The 22,201-nt window shown below is 55.8% G+C and carries 16 protein-coding genes; 6 read left to right on the forward strand and 10 right to left on the reverse strand.

Going from position 1 to position 22,201, the window contains the following annotated elements; genetic code table 11:
- Positions 1 to 323: 323 nt before the first annotated feature.
- From ASE07_RS27235 to ASE07_RS27245, 3 genes are all read left to right on the forward strand, one after another.
- Positions 324 to 551, forward strand: coding sequence for a hypothetical protein (locus ASE07_RS27235; protein WP_057293954.1), 228 nt, complete (start codon positions 324 to 326; stop codon positions 549 to 551).
- A gap of 114 nt (positions 552 to 665) precedes the next feature.
- Positions 666 to 1,094, forward strand: coding sequence for a hypothetical protein (locus ASE07_RS27240; RefSeq protein ID WP_057293955.1), 429 nt, complete (start codon positions 666 to 668; stop codon positions 1,092 to 1,094).
- 759 nt (positions 1,095 to 1,853) lie between these two features.
- Positions 1,854 to 4,298, forward strand: a complete 2,445-nt coding sequence (locus tag ASE07_RS27245) for a penicillin-binding protein 1A (protein ID WP_057293956.1) — start codon at positions 1,854 to 1,856, stop codon at positions 4,296 to 4,298.
- A gap of 72 nt (positions 4,299 to 4,370) precedes the next feature.
- On the opposite strand, the gene ASE07_RS27250 is transcribed toward ASE07_RS27245, so the two are convergent.
- The 4 genes from ASE07_RS27250 to ASE07_RS27265 all read right to left on the reverse strand — a co-directional run bounded on the left by ASE07_RS27250 (position 4,371) and on the right by ASE07_RS27265 (position 9,434).
- Positions 4,371 to 6,356 carry a TRAP transporter large permease gene (locus ASE07_RS27250; protein ID WP_057293957.1) on the reverse strand — a complete coding sequence of 662 codons (1,986 nt, stop codon included), beginning with the start codon at positions 6,354 to 6,356 and terminating at the stop codon, positions 4,371 to 4,373.
- The gene (locus tag ASE07_RS27255) at positions 6,353 to 6,979 is read right to left on the reverse strand and encodes a TRAP transporter small permease subunit (RefSeq protein WP_057293958.1); all 627 of its coding nucleotides are present in this window, start codon (positions 6,977 to 6,979) and stop codon (positions 6,353 to 6,355) included. The genes ASE07_RS27250 and ASE07_RS27255 overlap by 4 nt, the downstream gene beginning before the upstream one ends.
- A gap of 142 nt (positions 6,980 to 7,121) precedes the next feature.
- A complete protein-coding gene (locus ASE07_RS27260) occupies positions 7,122 to 8,261 on the reverse strand; it encodes a TRAP transporter substrate-binding protein (RefSeq protein ID WP_057293959.1) in 1,140 nt (379 codons plus the stop codon).
- 351 nt (positions 8,262 to 8,612) lie between these two features.
- Positions 8,613 to 9,434, reverse strand: a complete 822-nt coding sequence (locus ASE07_RS27265) for a TIGR00266 family protein (RefSeq protein ID WP_057293960.1) — start codon at positions 9,432 to 9,434, stop codon at positions 8,613 to 8,615.
- 204 nt (positions 9,435 to 9,638) lie between these two features.
- Between ASE07_RS27265 and ASE07_RS27270 the strand changes: the two genes are divergently transcribed.
- Entirely contained in the window at positions 9,639 to 10,124 is a 486-nt protein-coding gene (locus tag ASE07_RS27270; RefSeq protein WP_057293961.1) for a hypothetical protein, read from the forward strand.
- A 50-nt stretch (positions 10,125 to 10,174) separates the two neighbouring features.
- Here the strand turns inward: ASE07_RS27270 and ASE07_RS27275 are convergent, their stop codons facing one another.
- The 4 genes from ASE07_RS27275 to ASE07_RS27290 form a co-directional block, all read right to left on the reverse strand.
- Entirely contained in the window at positions 10,175 to 10,465 is a 291-nt protein-coding gene (locus ASE07_RS27275) for a hypothetical protein (protein WP_156397112.1), read from the reverse strand.
- A complete protein-coding gene (locus ASE07_RS27280; protein ID WP_057294069.1) occupies positions 10,462 to 11,382 on the reverse strand; it encodes an oxygenase MpaB family protein in 921 nt (306 codons plus the stop codon). The genes ASE07_RS27275 and ASE07_RS27280 overlap by 4 nt, the downstream gene beginning before the upstream one ends.
- Positions 11,383 to 11,426: 44 nt before the next feature.
- On the reverse strand, positions 11,427 to 13,886 hold the full coding sequence (locus ASE07_RS27285; protein WP_235548665.1) for an AI-2E family transporter: 2,460 nt from the start codon (positions 13,884 to 13,886) through the stop codon (positions 11,427 to 11,429).
- Positions 13,887 to 14,279: 393 nt separating this feature from the next.
- The gene (locus ASE07_RS27290) at positions 14,280 to 15,293 is read right to left on the reverse strand and encodes an aromatic ring-hydroxylating oxygenase subunit alpha (RefSeq protein WP_057293963.1); all 1,014 of its coding nucleotides are present in this window, start codon (positions 15,291 to 15,293) and stop codon (positions 14,280 to 14,282) included.
- Positions 15,294 to 15,789: 496 nt separating this feature from the next.
- Between ASE07_RS27290 and ASE07_RS27295 the strand changes: the two genes are divergently transcribed.
- Positions 15,790 to 16,230, forward strand: coding sequence for an EF-hand domain-containing protein (locus ASE07_RS27295; protein ID WP_057293964.1), 441 nt, complete (start codon positions 15,790 to 15,792; stop codon positions 16,228 to 16,230).
- Between the two features lie 168 nt (positions 16,231 to 16,398).
- Here ASE07_RS27295 and ASE07_RS27300 read toward each other — a convergent pair whose 3' ends face one another.
- Complete coding sequence (locus ASE07_RS27300) at positions 16,399 to 16,953, reverse strand: restriction endonuclease (RefSeq protein ID WP_057293965.1); 555 nt, start codon at positions 16,951 to 16,953, stop codon at positions 16,399 to 16,401.
- Between the two features lie 284 nt (positions 16,954 to 17,237).
- Here ASE07_RS27300 and ASE07_RS27305 point away from each other — a divergent pair, with 284 nt between their 5' ends.
- On the forward strand, positions 17,238 to 18,524 hold the full coding sequence (locus ASE07_RS27305) for an NYN domain-containing protein (protein WP_057293966.1): 1,287 nt from the start codon (positions 17,238 to 17,240) through the stop codon (positions 18,522 to 18,524).
- 73 nt (positions 18,525 to 18,597) lie between these two features.
- On the opposite strand, the gene ASE07_RS27310 is transcribed toward ASE07_RS27305, so the two are convergent.
- The gene (locus ASE07_RS27310) at positions 18,598 to 22,179 is read right to left on the reverse strand and encodes a bifunctional diguanylate cyclase/phosphodiesterase (RefSeq protein WP_057293967.1); all 3,582 of its coding nucleotides are present in this window, start codon (positions 22,177 to 22,179) and stop codon (positions 18,598 to 18,600) included.
- Between the last annotated feature and the right edge of the window lie 22 nt (positions 22,180 to 22,201).

Here is a 22,201-nt window from a genome sequence, read left to right on the forward strand (position 1 = left end):
ATGATAGTGCTGCAACCAGTGTGAAAGTAGGTCATCGTCAGGCTTGTATTACCAAAAGCCCCATCCCCAACAGGATGGGGCTTTTTGCGTTCCAGCGCCTCCTTCCCATCCAGCATCGCCCTTCACCTTTGCGGCGCTGTAACTGATCCACGGCTTTGATTGAGCGGAATGTTCGTTCCTGTCGGCATCGTTTTCCTCCTTACTGTAAGGACTGCTTCGCAAAAAGCGTGTTACTCCAAGTTCAGAGCGCTAAACCGTGAATCTGCTGTCCATTTCAATGTCATATTTCCATCTACCTGCTCCGCACTGACGAAAGCATAACGATGGAAAAGCATGAAATCACGATAGAGGACCTGGAACGGATGGCAACAGCAATGGCAAATGCGATACCGGATCTTGAGTGTCCGGAATGCTGCACCGTCGAACTGCGGCATCATTATGTAGAGTTGAGTGCGGCGCTTTATCAGGACGAATGGGAGTGGGCTTATTTTGCAACAGCCTTGCTCCAATACCGGACACAGAAAAAAGCGAACGCTTCTGGCTCTTCTTGAGGCTGGCGGATCACTCCTGCATCTACTATGGCACCAGGTAGATTAACGGCACAGGGTAGGCTAGCCTATAACCTTCCACCTATACGCTCCAGCAAACCCTACAACAAACAATCATTGGTCGCGACGCTACCGCACGACGACCTCGATTTGCTCTACCAGTGGTTCGTCGTACGCCAGTATGGTCAAGGATTGCGCCTGAATCGTCCGATCTTCGGCACGCATGTGACCGTGGTACGACCGGAGGAAGATGTCCCCAACATGATCCTATGGGGAAGGTACGAAGGTGTTCAGGTAGATGTGGAATATGATGTGGAACTGCGCAACCATTTCAGATTCTGGTCGCTTCCTGTTTATAGCCATTTCTTTCAGGAAATTCGCATCGAGCTAGGTTTACAGCCAGAGCCCGATTTCCATATCACCATCGGTCGCCAATTTGACTGGCAACCGATTCCACCAAGCGCGCGCCGTTACGCCGCTCAAATCAGGGCCGAGCGCCTGGCACGTGAGCGGGCGGCTTTTGCCGGTATTCCACCGTGGCTCTGATCAATACCAGGGGTATCCATAAGCTGGTTAAGTGCACTGTGCGCCGCTTGGCAATATTTCATGTTTACGAGGTCTTATGCAAGTCTTGGTATCGAGTTCCGCCATCAACAATATTCGTGTCCAGGCCGAGTTACGTGATAACGAAACCGCACGCGCGATTTTCGAGGCTTTACACGCCCCACCTGAATGGAATCTTGAGAGGCAAGATGACGGATACTGGAGTGTCCCGGTTAACGTGCGTTGGCGTGCCTTTCTATTGGGATGGTATGCCAGTCAGGAAACAGGAAGCTGGTAGAAAGCTGCTTGATTCTGACGTTGTATTAGCCAACGTCTTCATTAATCCGCATCGTGCTTGATGCACGTATTGATCTTTAAAAGAGCGAGAGCGAAGCGGTTCCGGTGGGTATCTTTTCCTCAACGCATTGAATGGCGGCCACGCCGTTACTTAGGCCTACTTAAACGATTTTGCAATCGTGTTTGATTTTTCGGTTCCCTCGAACGTCGCGCGCCCGATATCATCAGGTTTCGCACCGCCTTTACTTGACGTCAGGAGCGGACCGGGCTTAATACCAATCCAATTCTGACCCATAACGCAACATGACATCGCATCTCTTTCCGCCTGCTTGCGTTGCACGCGTCGTCAATAGCCCGCTATTGACTCCTCCTGCGCCTTGCCAGCCAAAAAAAATCCATCGATTTCATTTGTTACGTCACAGGTCGGAATTGGTATAAGCCGGACAAGATATCAGATCAATCCATATGCCGAATGTAATCAGTTCAGCCATCCTGCGTTTCTATCACCACATCAAAACTTATTTCACCGTTGCTCTTGATCGCTCGGCAACATGGAACACACGCTGCGGCGCTGCATTGAAAGGATTTGCGTCCCTCTTCGGCCTCGGCATAATCGCACTCGTCCTGTACGCAATCATTCTCATCCCATTGACGCCGAGTACGGCAGATTTGCGCAAGGCAAAGAACGAGCAGCCCAGCGTGCTGATATCCGCTGATGGGAAGCGCCTCGCTGTCTTCAATAGATTAAACCGGGAATGGGTGCCACTGAGCCGCATTTCTCCTAATGTGGTGAATGCGCTGATCGCTACTGAGGATCATCGCTTCTATGAACATCATGGCGTTGAGCCGCTGCGTATGCTCGTTGGCGCGATGCGTACTGTAATAGGCGATCCTGAAGGTGGTTCCACCATCACGCAGCAGCTTGCTCGCAATATGTACCCGGAAGAGATCGGGCGCAAGCGTACGATCACGCGAAAATTTAAGGAAATCATCACTGCCCTGAAGCTGGAGCGCGCCTATACCAAAAAGGAGATTCTCGAAAGCTATCTCAATACCGTGCCATTTCTGTATAACGCGTTCGGCATCGAAATGGCCGCACGGACCTATTTCGACAAGCCTGCGAGCAAGCTGAGCTTGCTTGAGAGCGCTACCCTGGTCGGCATGCTCAAGGGCACGAGCTATTACAATCCAGTCTTCAACCCCGAGAGAGCAATGAAGCGGCGCAACGTAGTGCTGCAGCAAATGGTCAAACGGAAGGTGTTGAGCCAGGCGAACTTTGACGCGATCAAAGGGCGGCCGGTTGTGCTGGATTTCGAGCGTCAGCAGGAGGCGCTGGGGCCCGCACCGCATTTCGCGCAACAGTTGCGCAAGTGGCTGATTGAATGGGCTGATCGCAACGATTACAACATCTATCAGGACGGATTGATGGTGTACACAACCATCGATTCCCGCATGCAGGCCCTGGCCAATCGTGCGGTGAACCGACAGGCGGAGGGATTGCAGGCGGTTGCCGATGTGGAATGGGCGAGCAGCTCGGAACGACTTCTTTCCACGAGCACTTCAGCGTATGTCGAACGACGGTCGAGGGTACAGCGGTTTGCCTACTTCTGGAACAGCCGTACCGACCTGGTGAATGCCTTTATCCGTGAATCGAGTGCATACAAGCGCGCCCTCGGCGATGGAACGCCACCTGAGGAAGCGCTTGCCACGCTACGGAAGAATCCGGATTTCATCGCCAGGTTAAAGGAACAGAAGACGCGTCTTGAAGCAGGCTTCATTGCGGTCGATCCGGTCACTGCGCATGTAAAAGCTTGGGTAGGCAGTCGCGATTTCGTTACGGATCAGTACGATCATGTCGGACAGGCAAGACGGCAACCCGGTTCGACGTTCAAGCCCTTTGTCTATGGCGCAGCGCTTGAACAAGGTATGTCACCCACTAAGCAGTTCATCGACGCGCCGATTGAAATCACTTTGCCGAACGGAGCAATCTGGAAGCCGTCCGACATTACTGCGCCGAGCGGCCGGTCTTTAAGCGCGCGTGAAGGGCTGATGTATTCGAAAAACACCATCACTGCACGGGTGATGCTGGAAACAGGACCTGCGCGTGTGGCAGGGCTTGCCCGGAAGATGGGCGTCAATCAAAGTCCGCTAGATCCTGTTCCATCGCTGGCTCTCGGCACCAGTCCGGTGACCTTGTTTGAAATGGCGACTGCCTACATGGCAATTGCCGACGGCGGTGAGTATCGCAAGCCTGTCCTCGTCACCCGCATTACGGACAAGGCCGGCAATGTGCTCGCCAGCTTTGACACTGAGCGTCATCCAGCGATGTCTCGTGATAATGCAGAACAATTGGTCGATATGATGCGCGGTGCGATCAATCAGGGAACAGGACAAGGTATCCGTTCCCGCTTCGGGATTCGCGCGGATGTGGCAGGCAAGACCGGTACAACACAGGACAATTCAGATGGATGGTTCATGCTGATGCATCCCCGTCTCGTGGTTGGGTCCTGGGTTGGATTCAATGACTCGCGTGTCAGCATGCGCAGCACGCATTGGGGGCAGGGCGGACACAATGCCTTGCTGGTGGTTGGCGATTTTTTTCAACAAGCGCTCAATGCCCGGCTGGTTGATCCGGCCGCACAGTTCACACGCCCAAGCGAATCGATCTTCGATAAGGCGATCGATATTTTCAGAAATATTTTTGGCGCGGATACCAAGCCATCGGCGCCGCCATCTCCATCGTCCTCTCCCTCGAAAGAGCCGGAGCCCGACGCATCACCGCTGGATGCACTGGAAAAGTTGATCAAGCAGGCAAGAGACGTGGAAAAAACGTATATCGAGTGGCGGCAGCGTATTGATGATTTTTTAAATACCATCAAGCGATTGTTCAGCGAAACAAGCAACTTTTAACGTTTCTGTCCGATGCGCTGCTGACAAAAACAAAGGCTGGCGAGACCGACTTGGTCGGTCTCGCCAGGGGCCCTATTTATACAATAGCTCCGGCAGCCACAAACCAATGGCAGGGAACACGTACAACAGAATCAAGGCAATGATCTGGATTCCCATGAAGGGGATCATGCCAAGAAAAATCTGATTCAGCGTGACATGCGGCGGGGACACGCCCTTCAGGTAAAACGCCGACATTGCGACCGGTGGCGACAGGAAGGCTGTTTGCAGATTCAATGCAACCAGCAAACCGAAGAACAAGGGATCGATGTTGAAATGGGCGAGCAGCGGAATGAAAATTGGCATGAAGATCACGATGATCTCTGTCCATTCCAGCGGCCAGCCAAGCAGGAAAATCACAACCTGCGCAAGGATCATGAATTGCACCGGGGTCAAGTCCATCGATAACACCCACTGGTTGATGATTTCCTGTCCGCCCAGGAGTGCAAACGCCGCTGAAAAAATACTCGACCCGACAAACAGCCAGCAAACCATGGCGCTTGTTTTTGCGGTGAGAAAGACTGACTCCCTTAGCACATCCATATTAAGTCGGCGATACGCTGCTGCAAGCAACAAACCACCCATCGATCCCATGGCGGCCGCTTCCGTAGGTGTCGCGAGACCAAACACAATGGCTCCCAGCACAGCGAGAATCAGCAAGGCTAACGGGAAGAACGAGCCAAGCAGCATTTTAAAAATTTCAAAGCGGGCAAATGTCAGAAAGACGTAGAAAGCCAGCAAGGCCGCCAAGCCCAGGCCAAACGCAATCCAGTATGCAGGCGGCGCATTGGTCGTTACGGCTGCGGTAGCATTCTTGTCATTTGAATCCGTCGGGCTTTGAGGCTGTGCCTTTTGCGATTCCGCCTGCGGAGTGCCCTGTTGAATGGGTTGTGCCCCCGGTGTTGCGGTGTCGGCACCTTCGGTTGGCGGTTCGGCCAATCCACCTTCGACAGGTGGCTCGCCGAGACTTCCTTCGGCTGGCGGCTCAGCAAGTCCACCGTCGCTTGAGCTTGCCGCACCGGAGTCCATGCCGATGCCCATTTCGACTAATCCCGATTGCTCTTGTGACGCCGCCTTTGTCACCGCCTGGTAGGCGAATCCCATAACAAGCGCGAATGCCAGCGCCGGAAGCAAGGCAATCCCGAGCTGCGAAAGCAGAACCCGCGCCGGGACACCCGCGTTTCGTTTGCCCTTAAGTGCGCCGACAAAGCCGCTGACTGCATTGCGGCTACCTGTGCTAATGATGGAACGGGAATACGCTGGCAGCGGGACCTTCCTGTCCTCGGGAGCAAGCGGAGGGGCCCATTGGGGTTTCAGTTTGGCGACCAGGATGACGTAGCCTACATACAGCAAAGCCAGCATGAGGCCCGGAAAGAAAGCGCCGGCATAGAGCTTGACCACCGAAACACCAGCTGTCGCGCCGTACACGATGAGCAGTACCGATGGTGGGATCAGAATGCCAAGACAACCGCCGGCCGTAATCGAGCCGGCTGCCAGTTTGACGTTATAACCGGCTTTCAGCATCGAAGGCATTGCCAGCAAGCCCATCAGCGTAACGACTGCACCAACAATGCCGGTTGCGGTTGCGAAGATTGCGCAAGTAACGATAGTGGCCACCGCCAGCGAACCCGGCAAACGCGCCATGGCCAAGTGCAGGCTTTTGAACAGCTTGTCTATCAGGTTTGCTCGCTCGACCAGGTAACCCATGAACACAAAGAGGGGTACCGAAATCAGCACGTCATTGGCCATCACGGAATACGCGCGCTGCACCATCAGATCCAGTGTCTGCTGCACGGCAATGTCGGGATTGACGTTGCGGTAGGCAAACCAGGTGAAGATGACTCCCATGCCCATCAGGGTAAACGCTGTCGGAAAGCCCAGCATGATCGCAATTACGATCAGCCCCAGCATTAATAACCCAAGGTGACCGTTGGTCATTTCGGCGGGGGACGGCATCATGGCAAACAGGCCGACGATGACCATGCCCATGATGGCTAGTCCGAACCAGACTTCCTTTCTCATTTCGTCTCCCTGTTGTTCGTGTGGCCGTTCGCGGGCGCTGATACCGATGGTTCATCGGTTACGTGGACCATTTCCTTGAGTTTTTCGACGTCCACTTCCTCAACGTCTTCTTCGCGTGATGGCCATGCTCCATCACGGATACAGACGATGCATCGAATGATTTCGACGAAGCCTTGCAGCAGCAGGAAAGCTCCTGCAATCGGGATAATCGTTTTAAATGGAGCAAGCGGAGGCCCGTTGGCCGTGATATTCGAATGCTCGTTGATCGCCCATGCTTCTTCGGCGAAGGTGTAGCCGGCCCAGATGAGAGCAATGACACCCGGAAGGAAAAACAGGAAGTAAAGGATCAGATCCAGGGTTGCCTGGAGTCGGGGCGGGAAGAAACCGTACAACACATCACCACGTACATGGCCGTTTTTTGCCAGCGTATAAGCACCGGCCATCATGAACGCTATGCCGTACATCATGATCATCAGATCGAAAGCCCAGGCGCTCGGACGGTTCAATACATAACGTGAAAAAACTTCCCATGAAATCTGCACGGTAAGCACCAGGATAAGCCAGGCAAATGCCTGACCTATCCAGGTGCTTACCCTGTCGACGGAGAGCAAGAGCTTCTGCATTTCTCAATTCCCAGAGGTAAAAGCGTGTGAAAAGACGGGCAGCGGAGTGTGTCCTCCGCGTGCCTAAATACGATCGCATCAACTGCGAACGGGCGCACTCCGCGAGTGCGAATGGCGCCCTGATCAGCCGTTCCGGGCTCGCTCAGCTCTTGGTGCCCGCAGGCTTTTTGCCGAAGTAGTGGTTGAAGGCCATGCGACGCGGATTGTTGGTGTCCATATCCCACTTGACGGCGCGTGCGGCAAAGTCGCGCATCGACTTTTCAACTTCCTGGAACAACGGGTTGCCTTCCCGTTTCTTTGCAATAACCTCATCCCAGACCTTGAGTTGTTCCTGCAGGAAGGAGTCCGGCGTTTTGTAGAACTTGACGTTGTCCTTGGTTTGCAAGGCAATGTAGTCCTGCGAGTAGCGGTCCACGGCCTTCCATGACATATCAGCCGAGGCTGCTTCCACCGCGTTGTCGATGATCGCTTTCAGCTTGGCTGGCAGGGCGTTGTACTTGGTTTTGTTAAAGGTGATCTCGAACTGTTCCGAGCCCTGGTGGAAGCTCTGCAGCATGCAGACTTTGGACACGTCGGGGAAGCCCAGTATGCGGTCGGAGCTTGCATTGTTGAACTCGGCGCCGTCCAGCAGGCCGCGGTCAAGCGCCGGGACGATTTCGCCGCCCGGCAGAGCGTTGACGGCCGCACCCATTGACGTGAACAGGTCAATGGCCAGGCCGTTGGTGCGGTACTTGAGGCCTTTGAAATCTTCGCGTTTAGTAACCGGTTTCTTGAACCAGCCCAGTGGTTGCGCAGGCATTGGTCCGGTCAGGAAGGAAACCACGTTTGCCCCGATTGAATCATAGAGCTTGGCAAGCAGTTCCTTGCCGCCGCCGTATTTATGCCAGGCGAGCACCATGTTGGCGTCCATTCCATAGGCAGGTCCGGACGTCCACAACGCGATGGCGCTTTGCTTGCCATAGTTATAGCCCATCACGCCATGTCCGCCGTCGAGCGTACCTTTGGAAACCGCATCCAGGAGACCGAACGCCGGTACGACCGCACCGGCCGGGAGCACCTCGATCTTGAGCTCGCCGCCGGTCATGTCATTCACTTTCTTTGCAAAGTCATTTGCGTACTCATGGAAAATGTCTTTGCTCGGCCAAGTACTCTGGAAACGGAACTGGGTTGGTGTTTGTGCCGTAGCGATCATTGGCATGGCAAGTGCTGTCGTGCTGGCGGCAGCGGTGCCTAGAAAGCGGCGACGGGAGGGGGTCTGGCCGGGCTTTTTACCGTTCTTCATGCTGTGTCTCCTAGTTTTAGCTTTAGGTTAGAAATGTCGTCCTTAGCGCCGGGAATCTTTGCATGGCGCGCGTGACGAACCCTACAAGATTGCGCTGCCCATATCCGATGTCAAGCCGCATTGCAACATTGAATTACCGTTACAATGATGGGCTTTGCTTTTCAAGCGAAGCTGATCTGTTAAGAAGAGCCGGCGCCGGCTCTTCTGCCCGCAAGATCATGGCACGCGCATGACAGGTAGGTAACGCTGTCGAAATGATGCTTCGGGGGAATCGATGTAATGCTTCCATTTTCGAGAAACTACGAGAAATGCCGGCAAAGTTTGGCCCCGATGGAATGGAAGCGGGTCGCCTTACTCATCATCGTCGCCCATCAGTCCTCCCAACGCCCCAAGCCCACCTAGTCCACCCAGCGCGCCGGCACCAAGTAACGCGCCATTGCTGGACGTCGTGGTCGTCGACGCTGCCGCCATCAGGCGATTTGCCAGCCGCGACAGGGGCAGTGATTGCAGCCAGACCTTTCCTGGTCCACGCAGCGTGGCAAAGAACAGACCTTCGCCGCCGAAGAACGCGGATTTGATCTTACCGACGAATTTGATATCGAAATCGACTTGCGGCTGGAATGCGACGACGCATCCCGTATCCACACGCAGCACCTCGCCCGGCGCCAGTGTTTTTTCAACCAGTGTGCCGCCGGCATGCACGAATGCCCAGCCATCTCCTTCGAGCTTTTGCATAATGAAACCTTCGCCGCCAAAGAGGCCTGCGCCTAGCCGGCGTTGCAGCGCGATCCCCAGCGAAACGCCCTTGGCTGCACAGAGAAACGAATCCTTCTGGCAGATAAGGCTCCCGCCGATCTCAGCCAGATGTACCGGCACGATCTTTCCCGGATAAGGTGCCGCGAAGGCTACATGGGCCTTGCCTCTGCCTTCGTTATGGAAAACCGTGGTGAACAGGGACTCGCCCGTCAGCAAACGCTTGCCTGCGCCCAACAGTTTGCCGAACACGCCGCCCTGTTGCGATCCATCGCCGAAGACCGTATCCATGTCGATACCTTCTTCCATGAACATCATCATTCCCGCTTCGCCTATCGCCGCCTCACCCGGATCGAGTTCGACTTCAACGTATTGCATATCGGTGCCAAAGATCTGATACTCGATGTCGTCCATTGCCATGTGATCCTCACTTTCGTCGTTAGAGTCTGATTGTCCGTGGAACCAGGAGAGTTCACGGAAACTGGGGCTTACTCACCACCGGCTTATTCATGCTCCGCGCGCCGATGGGAAACTGCGGTCATGGATTGCAGGTCTACAGCTATTGTAAAGCGACGCCTTGGTAATCAAGACATAACCTGATGACACAGCCTGAGAGGAAGCATAATGGAGACCGGTCCTGATTTCGAATTGCTGAAAGACGCTTATGCGATCATCGATGGCATTCCCGAGAATGCCATTTCTCTTGAAAAGCTTCAGTCCACACGTGGTGAAACGCTTGAACATGGGACCACCTGTTCACCCGCAGGCTGGCTGGCACTGCATCCCAGATTCAATGAACTTGGCTTGTCGATGTCGGATGACGGCGAGCATCTGATGCTGAGCGGAAATCTTGTGGACGATGCATCGCCAGCTCTCGTCATGACGCAACTATTCGGCCTGCCCCCAAGCGATGCTGAACACCTTTTTGGCAAGCGGGATACCTATACGCTGGGCGATGATTCGGGGCTGAGCGACAAGCGGCTCTGGCAACGAGAGTTGCGCGACTATCTCAAGTCGCACGGCCAGCTTGACTCGGATTTCGAGGAACGGCTTGAAACCAGAGGGCCGTTTGCCGATCCGGTCAATCCGTCGGAACTGCGGGCGCTGTAAAAGCGCTATTGCATGGCCGGCTTGCCGGAGATGCCATGCGGAGCAGCCAATCATAGCTGGCAATACACTTCGCGTATCACCTTGTCGTCGCGCCGGTAATCCGGGCGCGCGACAAACGTCGCTTCGGTCAGGTGCAGGACTACCGCGTCGCGCACCCTCAGCATTTTCCAGCCGGCGCGTTCTCCGCTCTCGCTGCCGCCGGCAAGCTGGTAGCAGCGCACCAGCTCATCGCCGTGTTTATCCCTTCCATAAATGTGCGGCTCGACGATGCGCGAGAAACCGTGGTAGCGTAGTTCTACCACTCTTAACTCGCGGATTGCCTGACAGATTGTTTCGTTCATTTCGAAGCCGTCCATTTCCGGTATAAGAAATTATCGGCAAGGCCGAGGCGGCGGCATGACAGCACTGCGGGACTGTGGGCCATCGGTATCCGGTCTGCCGCCCGCCCGGCTTGCATGACGAGCCCCCTTTGCCATGAGGGAAAGCGCCAGTGCATATCGAGCCCAAGCACGCCACGTACCGGCTCCGGTACCAGGTGAACTGCGGCATTTAACAGAAAAGGCTGGAGTCCCGATAGCGGCGGCGGCAATAGCGGAGTTTTGGCCATAATGCCCAAAAACTCATGAACGATATCCGAAGGTTCAAGTGTCGGTAATGTGGTCTCGCACAGCGCTTTACATTCAGCGTCGGACGACGGCGCATTGTTTGCGCCATAGAGCCCGGCGGAAGTTTTTCCTTCCGCATAGAACGCATCGCGCTGCGGTTCTGCGAGAGGGTGAACGAAGGCGTGATAGGCTTCAAGAAAGCCGTAGGCAGCGGTCGCATGGACCCAGGTCAGCAGCTCCGGGTCGTCAGCCCGATAGGCCACCCCGGATGGCGTCACGCCCCGAATCCGGCGATGCCTGGCCCCGACAGCGGCGATCATTTCCTCAGCGCGGCTTCGCGGTGCATAGACGGTCACCATGGCAGCAAATCCTGTCCGCTGTATGCGTTGCCGGGGATGGGTGCGAAAACTTGTATGCTCCCATACGCCGCTACGGACTGAAGGATGCGCGAGCTCCAGCAGCACGGCCGAAATTCCACCGATAAACAAGGCGACAGGATTTTTAAAGATGCGCCACGATACCGAATCGGCGCTGGCGAGCGCCGGCTCGCCAACTGGTGTCAGAAAGTAGGCCGCCGAGGATGGCACAGGATAGAGCAGTTGGCTTGTCTGGCCATCAAGCCAGTCTCGAAGTGAAGAAGGCAGCCATATCATCTTGCCGAAATCCTTGCCATCGACCGCTTGCCGCACATTGTGCGCTAGGTCGGTTCGACCGGCGATGCGGGAACCGACTGTTTGCCCGTTCCGGTCATCTCTGCCGATTCAGCGGGTTCAGCAGGTTCAGTAGTGTCGGTCGATTCCGTCGAATCCAAAGGGCCGTTAGCGTGAACGGCCTCCAGTGTGACACCTTCCAGTTCGGCTTCACGCGCCAGATCAATCATCAGTTCATCCGCGATGACGAGCATCAGCTTGAGTTCGCGTGGACTCAGCGTGCGCGGCTTTTTATCCATTACGCATAAGCTGCCGATCACATGGCCACTCTTGGTGCGCAGCGGGACGCCGGCATAAAAACGGAATCCATGGGCACGCAAGAATTCATTACGGGCAAAGCGAGGGTCACGCGCAATGTCCTCGACCACCAACGGTGTATTGCTTGCGACAACATGGGTGCAAATTGATGAATCGCGAGAAGCCTGGCGGGATTTAAGCAACTCCTCCGAAAGGCCAAACGCTCCTTTCCACAACTGCAGCGAATCGTCAATCAGCGAGACAAGCCCGATAGGCATGTCCACCGCTTCGGCGACACTACGCGCAATGCGGTCAAGCAGGGGCGTTTTATCAGCAGCAAGTACGCCGCTCGCCTGCAATGCCTGCAGCCTTTCCATTTCTTCGGCGGGCAGGGGTGGAGGAACAGCGACCAGGGGAACCGTCGTTTGCTGCATGATGTCTTCGACGATATGGGCAGCCATATCGAGGTTCGTCGCTGCGGCATGTGCGCCAGCGTCGGCAGCAAGTTTTTCCGGTGTGCTGCTACCGTTGGCAAGGTTCCACAAGCCTAATACGATCTTGATATGGCCAATGCGCGGCTTCAGACGGCGACAGATAAAGCGTGCGTACGCTTTCGGCATGGGATTCAGGTAGGAGAGGCAAATCACATCCACCCCTGCGAGGTCAAGGTTATTGATGGCATCGAGCGCGATGGCTGACGCAGGCAACACGCGTGTACCGATGCCACGGCTCTCCAGCGTATGCGCAAGTAGCAGGGCAGCCGCTGCATCGAGTTCTCCACGGCCCGCGATGCATAATATCGGCGTGCCCAGCCAGGGGCGCGTCGGCTCCTCCGGCTCCTCTTCCGGCTTTGCCGTCGGCATGTCCTGCAAATCCTCGACAATCGCCCGGAAGCCATCGGCTACGTTCTTGCGGTCTTCTTTGGAGGCTCCATGCTCGCGGGAGTTTTCCGCAAGGCGTAGTGTTTCCATTCCGACATCGTCGTAAAATTCGAGCAGGGAATGTTCGGCCACCTCGGCTTCCGCAATTTCGACCGCTTCTTCAACATTACCGGCAAGTAGGCGCTGGTACAGGCGCTCCTCGGCGGACAGTACCGGGTCGCTCCCCAGCAGCACGTCAATAAAGGCCAGTTGTGGCACGTATCGTCCCATCACCACCATGCACACGGTGAGCGGGGTGGCGAGAAAAAGGCCAACGGGGCCCCAAAGAAGAGTCCAGAAGATTGCCGACAGAATGACCGCCATCGGCGTCATCCCGGTGCTCGACCCATATAGCCATGGCTCAATCACATTGTTACTGACGAGTTCAAGAACGACGACCAGTGCGGCTGTCCATAGCAGCATGCTCCATCCCGGATCAACCGCGAAAGCCAGTGTCAGCGGAAATATGGCGGCGATGACCGGGCCGAGATAGGGAATGAACCGCAGCATCGTCGCCAGCAAAGCCCACAGGAACGCACCCGGTACGCCTATCAGATACAGTCCGAATCCCAGCGGCACGCCGTAGCTGGCATTCACGACAAGTTGCATCAGCAGGTAGCGGCTTACTCTGCTGGCGGCTTCATTCAGTGCCTCGGTCGTGCGATGCAGGTCGCTTCCCGCAAGGCGAATGAAGCGGTCGCGCAGGTCGCTCGGCGCCAGCAGAACAAAGAAAATAAATACAATGACCAGGCCAGCCGTTCCGACCGGACCGAGCATGGAGCCGAGCACACTCTTCATCACGTCAAGCGGCTCACGTTCGGCGGGTTCTATGCGGACAGGCAGCGGCTCCTTCTGCCGTTTGCCGTCGGTATTCTTGCTACCGGTACCCGCCGCTTCGGATAGCTCTCTCCCAAGTGCCTGAATGACGGCGGTCGAGCGGTCGATGGGCCCGCCACCCGGCGCGGCAGCGCGGATCGACCGAATTTTGTCCTGCATGGTTTTCTGATAGGTCGGCAGGTTGTTGGCAAGGCCGACAACCTGCGTTCCCACCAGAAAGGAAAGGCCTGTAATCACCGCCACCGCTGACGAGACGACCAGCAGCACTGCCGCGGAACGCGGGAGACGCGTGCGGCGCAGCCAGTTCACCGGCGGCGCGAGCATAAAACTAAGGAGTACCGCCAGCGCAAACGGAACGAATATCTCGCGCCCGAAGTAAAGCGCAACGATAGTCAGGACGACCGTCGCTGCTGTGTTGATGCCTGAACTGGATGGGACTGAGGTTTCAGACACTGGCTTAAGAATTCATAGAGAAAACGTCTATTGTGAAATGTCTGCCGCAACAACGAAGACATGGAGTGCTTAATTTATTGATTGTCCAAAGCAGGAACGGCACAGACTTTTACTGTCATACCGGGCAGTACGCCTGCCTCCTTGGTTAGGCAAGTCTGAAGACTTCGCGTTCCCCGCCCGCAATGACGTCCATTGCGCGATCACAACACGATGTTGACCATGATCGTCATCTATCAACCAACTACCAACGAAAAAGGGCCCGCACAACAGTGCAGGCCCTTTGTGCCTCTTACTGATTGCCGTCAGAAAAGAGTCACAAGCGAATAATAGACCTTGCTCCTCGGATGGCATTGAGGTTCCTCAAATTGCGCATTGGTAATTGACTTCGCAAAATCATTCCTCCTTGGCCAACATTACGCCATACGTCATGCCGAGTTCTTTCAGCATGCGACGGTAGGCTGCGGAAAGGCGATCAGCGCGTTGAGGCACTTCAATTCCCGGGCTCAGCGGCAGGCGCTTCGGACGTTGCGACTCCAGGATTTCAAGGTCTTGCTTGAATATGTTGCCCTGGAATGCGCGCATCTGCTCATCGGTCGATACCGTGTCCGTCATCGCAAGGACGATCCACGCATGACAGTGTTCTTCATCAAGCGCCTGCACATGCAGGCTGATTGCCTCGGTATACTCCTGCTGTTCTTTCGGCAGTTTGGTCAGAATAGCGGACAGCGGGCGTACTACGCGATAGGTGTACTCCACCATGGAACCGCCCGATGCGGTCAGATTGGACTCGGGTTGATAGGCGAGGCACTCGGTCGCGATAACGCCTTTCATCCCATGCTGGCCGAGGCCATCGTCGAAGGTCGATACCTTGTAATCGGGCACCTCAGTAAACATGGGGTCGCCGAGTACGCCGACATGCACGAAACCGAAGTGCGCCATGTCGAGAAAGTTTTCAATAATGCGGGGCCCGCAAGCACTGACCGGATACGGTCCGCACAGGACTTTTCGCAGCGCCGGATCTGCGTATTCAGGGAAGGGGAGGAGCGAGACGCGTGGTTCGCCCAGGCAAATCCAGACCAGGCCATAGGCTTCTTGCGCAAGAAAACTGCGGGCACAGGCATGTTTGGGCGGCTTATCATGGGGATGCGCAGGTTGCAGCCGGCATTGTCCGGTCGCGTCGAATTGCCAACCGTGATACGCGCAGACGACGCGATCCTGATGGACGCGGCCGAGTGACAAGCGGGCACCGCGGTGTGGGCAGCGGTCGTCCCACGCATGCACTTCGCCATCATTGCTGCGCCAGACGATCAGGTCCTGTTCCAGCAGTCGCACCGGTTGCATGCTGCCGGCTTCCAGCGATGCGGCACTGGCAACCGGATGCCAGTCATTCAGTAATAGTTCGTCCATGCTATTCATTTATGTCCAAAACGCCAGCGCTGCGGGCCATAGCATAGCTTGCACACCCTGCATTGCCCGCGACAGCCCGCTCGGCGTGCTGTGTCGGATCGTCTTCCGGTGGCATGGAGGTGTCGCGATGTTATAGGGGCTTTCAGGACTAATGCCATATGGGTTCGGATCCTGGACGAGTAAGCCGGTATCGGTGCGACCACATTCGTAAAGAGGACGTTCCCTTTCACCGTTCTGTCGAGCCAAATGTGGATCATGTTGGAGCACGCTTCTTTTGCACTCGGGAAATTTAAGGGAAGCCGGGGGAAGACCCATGCGCCTGTCCGCAGTTTTCCTTGCTCAACATAGGTAGCCGTGCCGGATGAGGCATGTACGTTCATGTATCCATTGGTTCAAGGATGCAAGCAGCTGTAAAGGTCCAACCGCACGAACAACCACCACATATACTGGAACTCAGGCAATTACTTCAACGCTTGTTCAATATGAGGAAATAATCATGAAACATTCACTTATTCTGGCGTCCTTGCTCGCGACAACTGCTGCCGCTTATGCACAGACCAGCACCCCATCGGCGCCCTCCAGGACGGAGCAGCAGGGAACTGGTACAGAGAAACAAACGGGAATGCATCACCGGGGCCATGATGGCCGGCATGGCCGACCGGATGCAAAGAAAATGTCAGAGAATCAGGTATCAAGGCTGGATACCGACAAAGATGGCAAGGTTTCCCGACAAGAGTTTCTTGCTCGTCAGTCCGAAGCGTTTTCGAAGGCAGATACCAATTCGGATGGATACGTGACGGCTGAGGAACTCGCGGCCCGCCACGAGAAGCATCATGCTGACATGCACGCAAAACGCGATGCAAGAAATAAGACCAAGCCTAATGAATCAGGGGCAGCACCCAATTCATCGGACACAACCGCCCCTCAGGCGAAATAAGTCTGCTTACTTAAATAACCGGGGCCGTTGAAATCCATGGCCCGGTTATTTATGGAGGGATCTATGTGTCTGTTTTGAGGCTGTGTTAAATGCCGTTTCGCGTCAATTCTTTTCTACGATGGATTTGCCGGCAGGCGGCCAGGCGCATTGCATGGAGCAAAAGAATGACTACGATTTCGGTACAAACCCAACCAACTCTGCATCCTGCAACAACACGATATTATTATCCGTAGCATAGGCGCGGGCCTGGGCTGTTAACGTGCCAAGTGTCATGTAGACAGGACGAGCAGCGGCCTTCTGTGCCGCCGCGTTTAATGCCTTCAATGGTTCTATGCCAGTGCCGGCGGCCTTCCAGCGCTTGCAGGCGACCAGTGATTTGCCGTCACTGCCCGTGATTTCGAAATCGGCAGCATCGGTCGCATAGCGGCTAACCGTATAGCCTTGCTGTTTATAAGCGTGCTCCACCGCCGCGGAGAAATCGCGCCATGACATGTCGACGAACACCTCTCGCGCACGTGCCACACGGGCCGGACTGGGGGCGCGCAACTGCTTCCATGCAGCGATCACACCAATGACAAAAAATGGGAAACCGGCGGACGGGGCCAGTACCGCGAATTCGCGCGGCAGCATTACGCTGGCAATCAGTGAAAGCACGATGGCAATGACAAAACTGATCCACCAGCGCGAACGCAACAGGATGGCAAACAAGGACCTTTCGGCCATTTTCAGCTTCATGCGACACCCCGGATAGCGCGGGTCAATCGAGACGTTGTGGTGGATCGTGTGCTGCTATGCATTGCTTGCTCCGGCGTGTGGGTAGTGCCGGCATTTTACTGGCGTCGGGCGTGCTGTGCATCAAATGCCGCCTCTTAAAGAACCACATGCACGAACTGCCGTTGTGTCGGCCTGGAAACCGCAGCTAGAGATTTCTGCCGTGACAGCGTAAGATGCAGGACTTGCAACACGGACGAACCGGAACCGTGCCCTCCAACTTACCCTGATCTCCTATGCCTGCACCCCAAGAAAACGTCAGCATGGCGCTGTTTTGTGATTTTGAAAACGTCGCCCTCGGTGTGCGTGACGCCAAATATGAAAAGTTTGACATCAAGCCAGTGCTCGAACGCCTACTGCTCAAGGGGAGCATCGTGGTCAAAAAAGCCTATTGCGACTGGGATCGCTACAAAGGCTTCAAGGCGACCATGCATGAGGCCAACTTTGAACTGATCGAGATTCCGCATGTCCGTCAGTCCGGCAAAAACTCCGCAGATATCCGCCTGGTCGTTGATGCACTCGATCTTTGCTATACCAAGTCCCACGTCAACACCTTTGTCATCATCAGCGGCGATTCGGATTTTTCGCCGCTGGTGTCCAAGCTGCGCGAGAACGCCAAGCATGTGATTGGCGTCGGTGTAAAGCAGTCGACGTCGGATCTGCTGATTGCCAACTGCGACGAGTTTATTTTCTATGACGACCTGGTGCGAGAAAGCCGACGCGCGGCAGCCAAACGCGATGCGCGGGCAACGTCGCCGACACCGAGACGTGCGCCGGATGAAGAGCACCGTCGCAAGGAAGAGCTTGAGGCGCGCCGCAGTCAGGCAATCGATATGGCAGTGGAAACCTTCGAAGCACTGTTTTCCGAGCGCGGCGACAGCGGCAAGATCTGGGCGTCCGTACTGAAAGAAGCAATCAAGCGGCGCAAGCCTGATTTCAGCGAGTCGTACTATGGTTTCCGCACTTTCGGCAATCTGCTTGAAGAGGCACAGAGCCGTGGCCTGCTCGAGTTTGGCCGTGACGAAAAGTCCGGCGCTTATGTGTATCGAAGCAATAATGCCACACCGGTCCGCGAGCCAGTCCCTGAGGCACCGAACACGGCAAAGATTGCCCCGACGGCCGCGTTACCCGTGGCGGCTCCGGTGATCGTGGCGCCTGTCATGGAAGCCGACTCATCAGAAGATACCGCCGGCAAGAGCGAGCCGCGCCGACGCGGACGCGGAGGACGCAAGACCGCGACAAAAAAGGCGGACACTGCATCGCCTGCAGTATCGCCAATGCCGCTGCCACTGGATGCGATTCCTGATGTGCCGGTTCAGCCTGCCGTAGCTGCGTCCAAGTCCTCAGCGGCACCAGAGGCATCAGAGGCATCAGAGGCATCAGCTGTCGAGTCGGTGCAATCACCAGAGGAAAACCTCGTCACATCCAATGCCCCGGCAAAAACGCCTGCCAAGCCGGCACGGAAAACCACAACTCGCGGCAGGCGTCCACGCAAGACCGAGACCACGAGCGGCAACGAATAAACCAGCTCAGGATGTTGTTGAGTCGCTTGCATCGGGTGCGACAATGCAAGGCCCGAGCCCGGCACCGACAACATCAGTTCAATGCCGTCACACCGTTCGTATGGGACGACAGCATCCGCTCCAGAAATTCCTCAAGCTCTTTCGCGGCGAGAGGCCGCGCGAAGAGATAGCCCTGCGCCTCGTCGCAGTCGACCGAGCGCAGATACTGCAAGGTTTCTTCGCGTTCGACGCCTTCGGCCACCACCGACAGGTCAAGCGAATGGGCCATGTCGATGAAAGCCTTGATGACCCGCAAATTGCCATTGCCATTGCCATTGTCATTGCCTTGCTGATTGACGAAGGATCGATCCAGCTTCAGCACATCAAGCGGGAAATGGCCGAGGTAGGCAAGACCGGAATAACCGGTGCCGAAATCATCGACTGCAAGCGATATGCCCAGCTTTTTCAGTTCGCGAAAAGCGTCAGCCGATTGTTTCATGTCTTCAATCAGCGCGCTTTCCGTCAGCTCCAGTTCAAGCTGCGAACTATCCAGTCCGGCATGCTGCAAGGCTTGGGTGACATGCTCGATTAAATGTTTGTTCCTGAGCTGAATTGCCGACAGATTGACCGACACGCGCAACGCATGCCCCAACTTGTTTGTGAGCCGCTGGGTTTCCATGCACGCCTGTTCCAGTACCCATTTACCGATCTCATTGATCAGGCCGCGTTCTTCGGCGATCGGAATAAAGTCCAGCGGTGACACGCGCCCCAGATGAGGATGATTCCAGCGGATCAGCGCTTCCATACCCACTACAGTCATGGATTGGAGATCAAGCCGCGGTTGATAGTGCAGTTCGAGCTCATTGCGCTCGAGCGCCCGGTACAGCGAGTTTTCCAGGGTCATGCGTTCCTTCGCCTGAATGCTCATTTCTTCCTTGAAGAACCGGTAGCAATTCCGGCCGGACGACTTGGCCTGATACATTGCGGTATCGGCATTTTGGCACAGGATTTCCTTGCTTGCGCCATCCTGCGGGTACATGCTGACGCCGATCGAGGCGCGCGCGAATACTTCATGTCCATCGACATGAACCGGTTCGGCAAATGCGGAAATCAGTTTTTCTGCGATGCGTGTAGCCGATACAGCACCCTTGGTGCAGCGAGCCGCAACGACAAACTCATCCCCGCCGAGACGCGCGACGATGTCTCCCGGCCGCAAATTACTCCGCAGTCGTTGTGCTACCTCGCATAGCAGCATGTCGCCCGGTGTATGGCCGAGAGAATCGTTGATTTCCTTGAAGCTGTCGAGATCCAGAAAAAACACGGCAACCGTTCCGTGCCGATCGGCTCTTTCCAGCATGTGCTGCAGCCGTTCATTGAGCAACGCGCGGTTGGGTAATCCGGTCAGCGTGTCATGCGTGGCGAGTTGCTCCAGCCGCGACTCCACCTGTTTGCGTTCGGTGATATTGGTGACAAACGCGGTAATCGACCGTCCATTGCCTTGCGCGTCGCGATCGATGTTGGCATTGACCAGCACGAACACGTCGCCGCCATTCTTGTGACGGATGACGGCTTCCTTGGCATGAATTACCGACATGCCGCCGTGGGTCGACAATGCATCGCCGAATGGAGAAACCGGAAACAGCACGGAAATGTTGTGGCCGATCAGTTCAGCTTCCTGATAACCGGCGATATCACACAGTGCGGGATTGACGTCGAGGAGCGCTCCCTCCGCGTCGGTCAGGATATAACCAGCCGGCGTCATTTCAATCACATCCCGGAAACGCTGTTCGCTGGCGCGTATGGTGTTTTCGGCTTCGCGCCGCGCAGTGATATCGTGAAAGTACACCGAAATGCCGTCTTCATTCGGATATACGCGGATCTCTATCCAGGCATGGGAAGGTGGCCAATAAGTTTCAAAGAACGCGCGCTTGCCGGTTTCCATTACCTGCCGGTAGTAGGTCATGATGGAAGAATCCAGTACCTCCGGCACCGCTTCCCACAATATCTGACCAATCAGCTCTTCGCGACTGCGCCCGATGAAGTGTGCAGTTTTTTCATTGACATAGATGGCGCGCCAGTTGCGATCGAGCGTGAAGAACGCATCGCCAATGCTTTCCACAATGGCTGCCAGACGGTCCTTGGACTTTTGCAGTTCCAGCTGGGTCTGATAACGCTCGGTCACGTCACGTCCGGTCGCGTACATGAGCTTCTGGCGTTCCGACCATCGCACCGCGAGCGACAGGTAGCCGATGCTGCCATCCTTCTTTATCCAGCGATTTTCGAAATCACGGATGGTGTTGTCGCCGGAACGCAGGCCCGCATCGACCATCCTGGTCAGGCCGGCGTCTTCCGGATGCAGGAACTCGCCATACTGCCGTCCTATCAGTTCATGGGGCTCGAATCCAAGCGCGTCGTGTACCGCGTCGTTGACGCGAAGGAAAGTGCCGTTCTCGTCGAGCAGGGCGAGGATGTCGAGCGAATTTTCAATCAGCGCCTTGTTTTCTTCCGCCAATTGGGCGAGACGGTTGGCAACTTCAATCTCGTCGGTGATATCGCGACCGATGCCACGGTACCCCTTGAAAACGTCATTTTCGAAAACCGGTTCACCTGAAATGCTCGAGTGGCGCACCGCTCCCTTTGTTGCGACAAAAGAAGAATAATGCAGGCCCTTGAAGGGCTCTCGCCTGTCTACCCGCGCGCGATACTCAAGAAGCCCCGGTTGTGCAGGATCGAACGCGCGTTCCGTCCGGGTTTTGCCAATCACGTCGGCGGGCTGTGTTCCCCAAAGGCGATACAGGCCATCCGAAACAAAGGTAAAACGGCCTTCTTCATTCGTTTCCCAATACCAGTCCGACGACAGCGCGGTCAGGCTGCGAAAGCGTTCCTCGCGCTTGCGGATGTCTTCTTTCGCCTGACGTTCTGCCGTAACGTCGCGCGATACGGCAACTGCGCCCAGCTTGGCGCCCGTCAGCGGATCGACCAGGACTTGCAGGGTTGTGCCGAACCAGCGGTAGGTGCCGGTCTTGTCCCGGATCCGGAATTCGATCAGGCCAACATCTGTCGCGCCGAGTGCCTGACGGGCTACTTCATCACGGATGGCGTCGATGTCGTCGGGATGTACATAGTCGTAGACCTTGGTTCCCAGCATCTGCGATTGTCCATAGCCCAGGATCCGGGTTACGGAAGGCGATACGTAAAAGTACTCTCCCGTGTCGGCTGCATGATGGCTGATGATGTCCGAACTGTTGTCGGTCACCAGGCGGTAGGTCGCCTCGCTCTTGGCGAGCCTGGCAAGGCTTTCGCGCTGCGCAGAAATATCGACGATGGCTCCCATGTAGCCCTCGTAGACACCGGTCGCCGAAATGCGCGGCGCTGCAGCATCCATCACCCATCGCACTGAACCGTCGCTTTTGACGATCCGGTATTCAAGCTGGTATTCCCTTTTTTCTCGCTTCGCGCGGAAAAACAGCGGCGTCAGTCGTTGGCGATCGTCCGGATGCATGAACTGAGCCCAGATCCCCGTGGGAAGCGAGCACTGCACACCCAGGACTGCATAAGCAGACTGGTTGAGGTAAGTACAAACATCGTTGCAATCCGACATCCAAAACAGTATGGAGGCCGAATCTGCTAGCTGACGAAGACCGGCAGGGATGCCGTCCAGGTTCAAAGGGGCCATTATTATAATAAGAATAGGAAAT

This window comes from Noviherbaspirillum sp. Root189, assembly GCF_001428545.1.
GTDB lineage: Bacteria > Pseudomonadota > Gammaproteobacteria > Burkholderiales > Burkholderiaceae_D > Noviherbaspirillum.

Excerpts from the sequence above, each read along its gene's own strand:
- ASE07_RS27300 (WP_057293965.1), bottom strand. The coding sequence starts at position 16,953 with ATGGCCGAAAGGTCCTTGTTTGCCATCCTGTTGCGTTCGCGCTGGTGG.
- ASE07_RS27260 (WP_057293959.1), bottom strand. The coding sequence starts at position 8,261 with ATGAAGAACGGTAAAAAGCCCGGCCAGACCCCCTCCCGTCGCCGCTTT.
- ASE07_RS27290 (WP_057293963.1), bottom strand. The coding sequence starts at position 15,293 with ATGGACGAACTATTACTGAATGACTGGCATCCGGTTGCCAGTGCCGCA.
- ASE07_RS27295 (WP_057293964.1), top strand. The coding sequence starts at position 15,790 with ATGAAACATTCACTTATTCTGGCGTCCTTGCTCGCGACAACTGCTGCC.
- ASE07_RS27305 (WP_057293966.1), top strand. The coding sequence starts at position 17,238 with ATGCCTGCACCCCAAGAAAACGTCAGCATGGCGCTGTTTTGTGATTTT.
- ASE07_RS27250 (WP_057293957.1), bottom strand. The coding sequence starts at position 6,356 with ATGAGAAAGGAAGTCTGGTTCGGACTAGCCATCATGGGCATGGTCATC.
- ASE07_RS27265 (WP_057293960.1), bottom strand. The coding sequence starts at position 9,434 with ATGGCAATGGACGACATCGAGTATCAGATCTTTGGCACCGATATGCAA.
- ASE07_RS27245 (WP_057293956.1), top strand. The coding sequence starts at position 1,854 with ATGCCGAATGTAATCAGTTCAGCCATCCTGCGTTTCTATCACCACATC.
- ASE07_RS27280 (WP_057294069.1), bottom strand. The coding sequence starts at position 11,382 with ATGATATGGCTGCCTTCTTCACTTCGAGACTGGCTTGATGGCCAGACA.
- ASE07_RS27310 (WP_057293967.1), bottom strand. The coding sequence starts at position 22,179 with ATGGCCCCTTTGAACCTGGACGGCATCCCTGCCGGTCTTCGTCAGCTA.
- ASE07_RS27255 (WP_057293958.1), bottom strand. The coding sequence starts at position 6,979 with ATGCAGAAGCTCTTGCTCTCCGTCGACAGGGTAAGCACCTGGATAGGT.
- ASE07_RS27275 (WP_156397112.1), bottom strand. The coding sequence starts at position 10,465 with ATGAACGAAACAATCTGTCAGGCAATCCGCGAGTTAAGAGTGGTAGAA.
- ASE07_RS27270 (WP_057293961.1), top strand. The coding sequence starts at position 9,639 with ATGGAGACCGGTCCTGATTTCGAATTGCTGAAAGACGCTTATGCGATC.
- ASE07_RS27235 (WP_057293954.1), top strand. The coding sequence starts at position 324 with ATGGAAAAGCATGAAATCACGATAGAGGACCTGGAACGGATGGCAACA.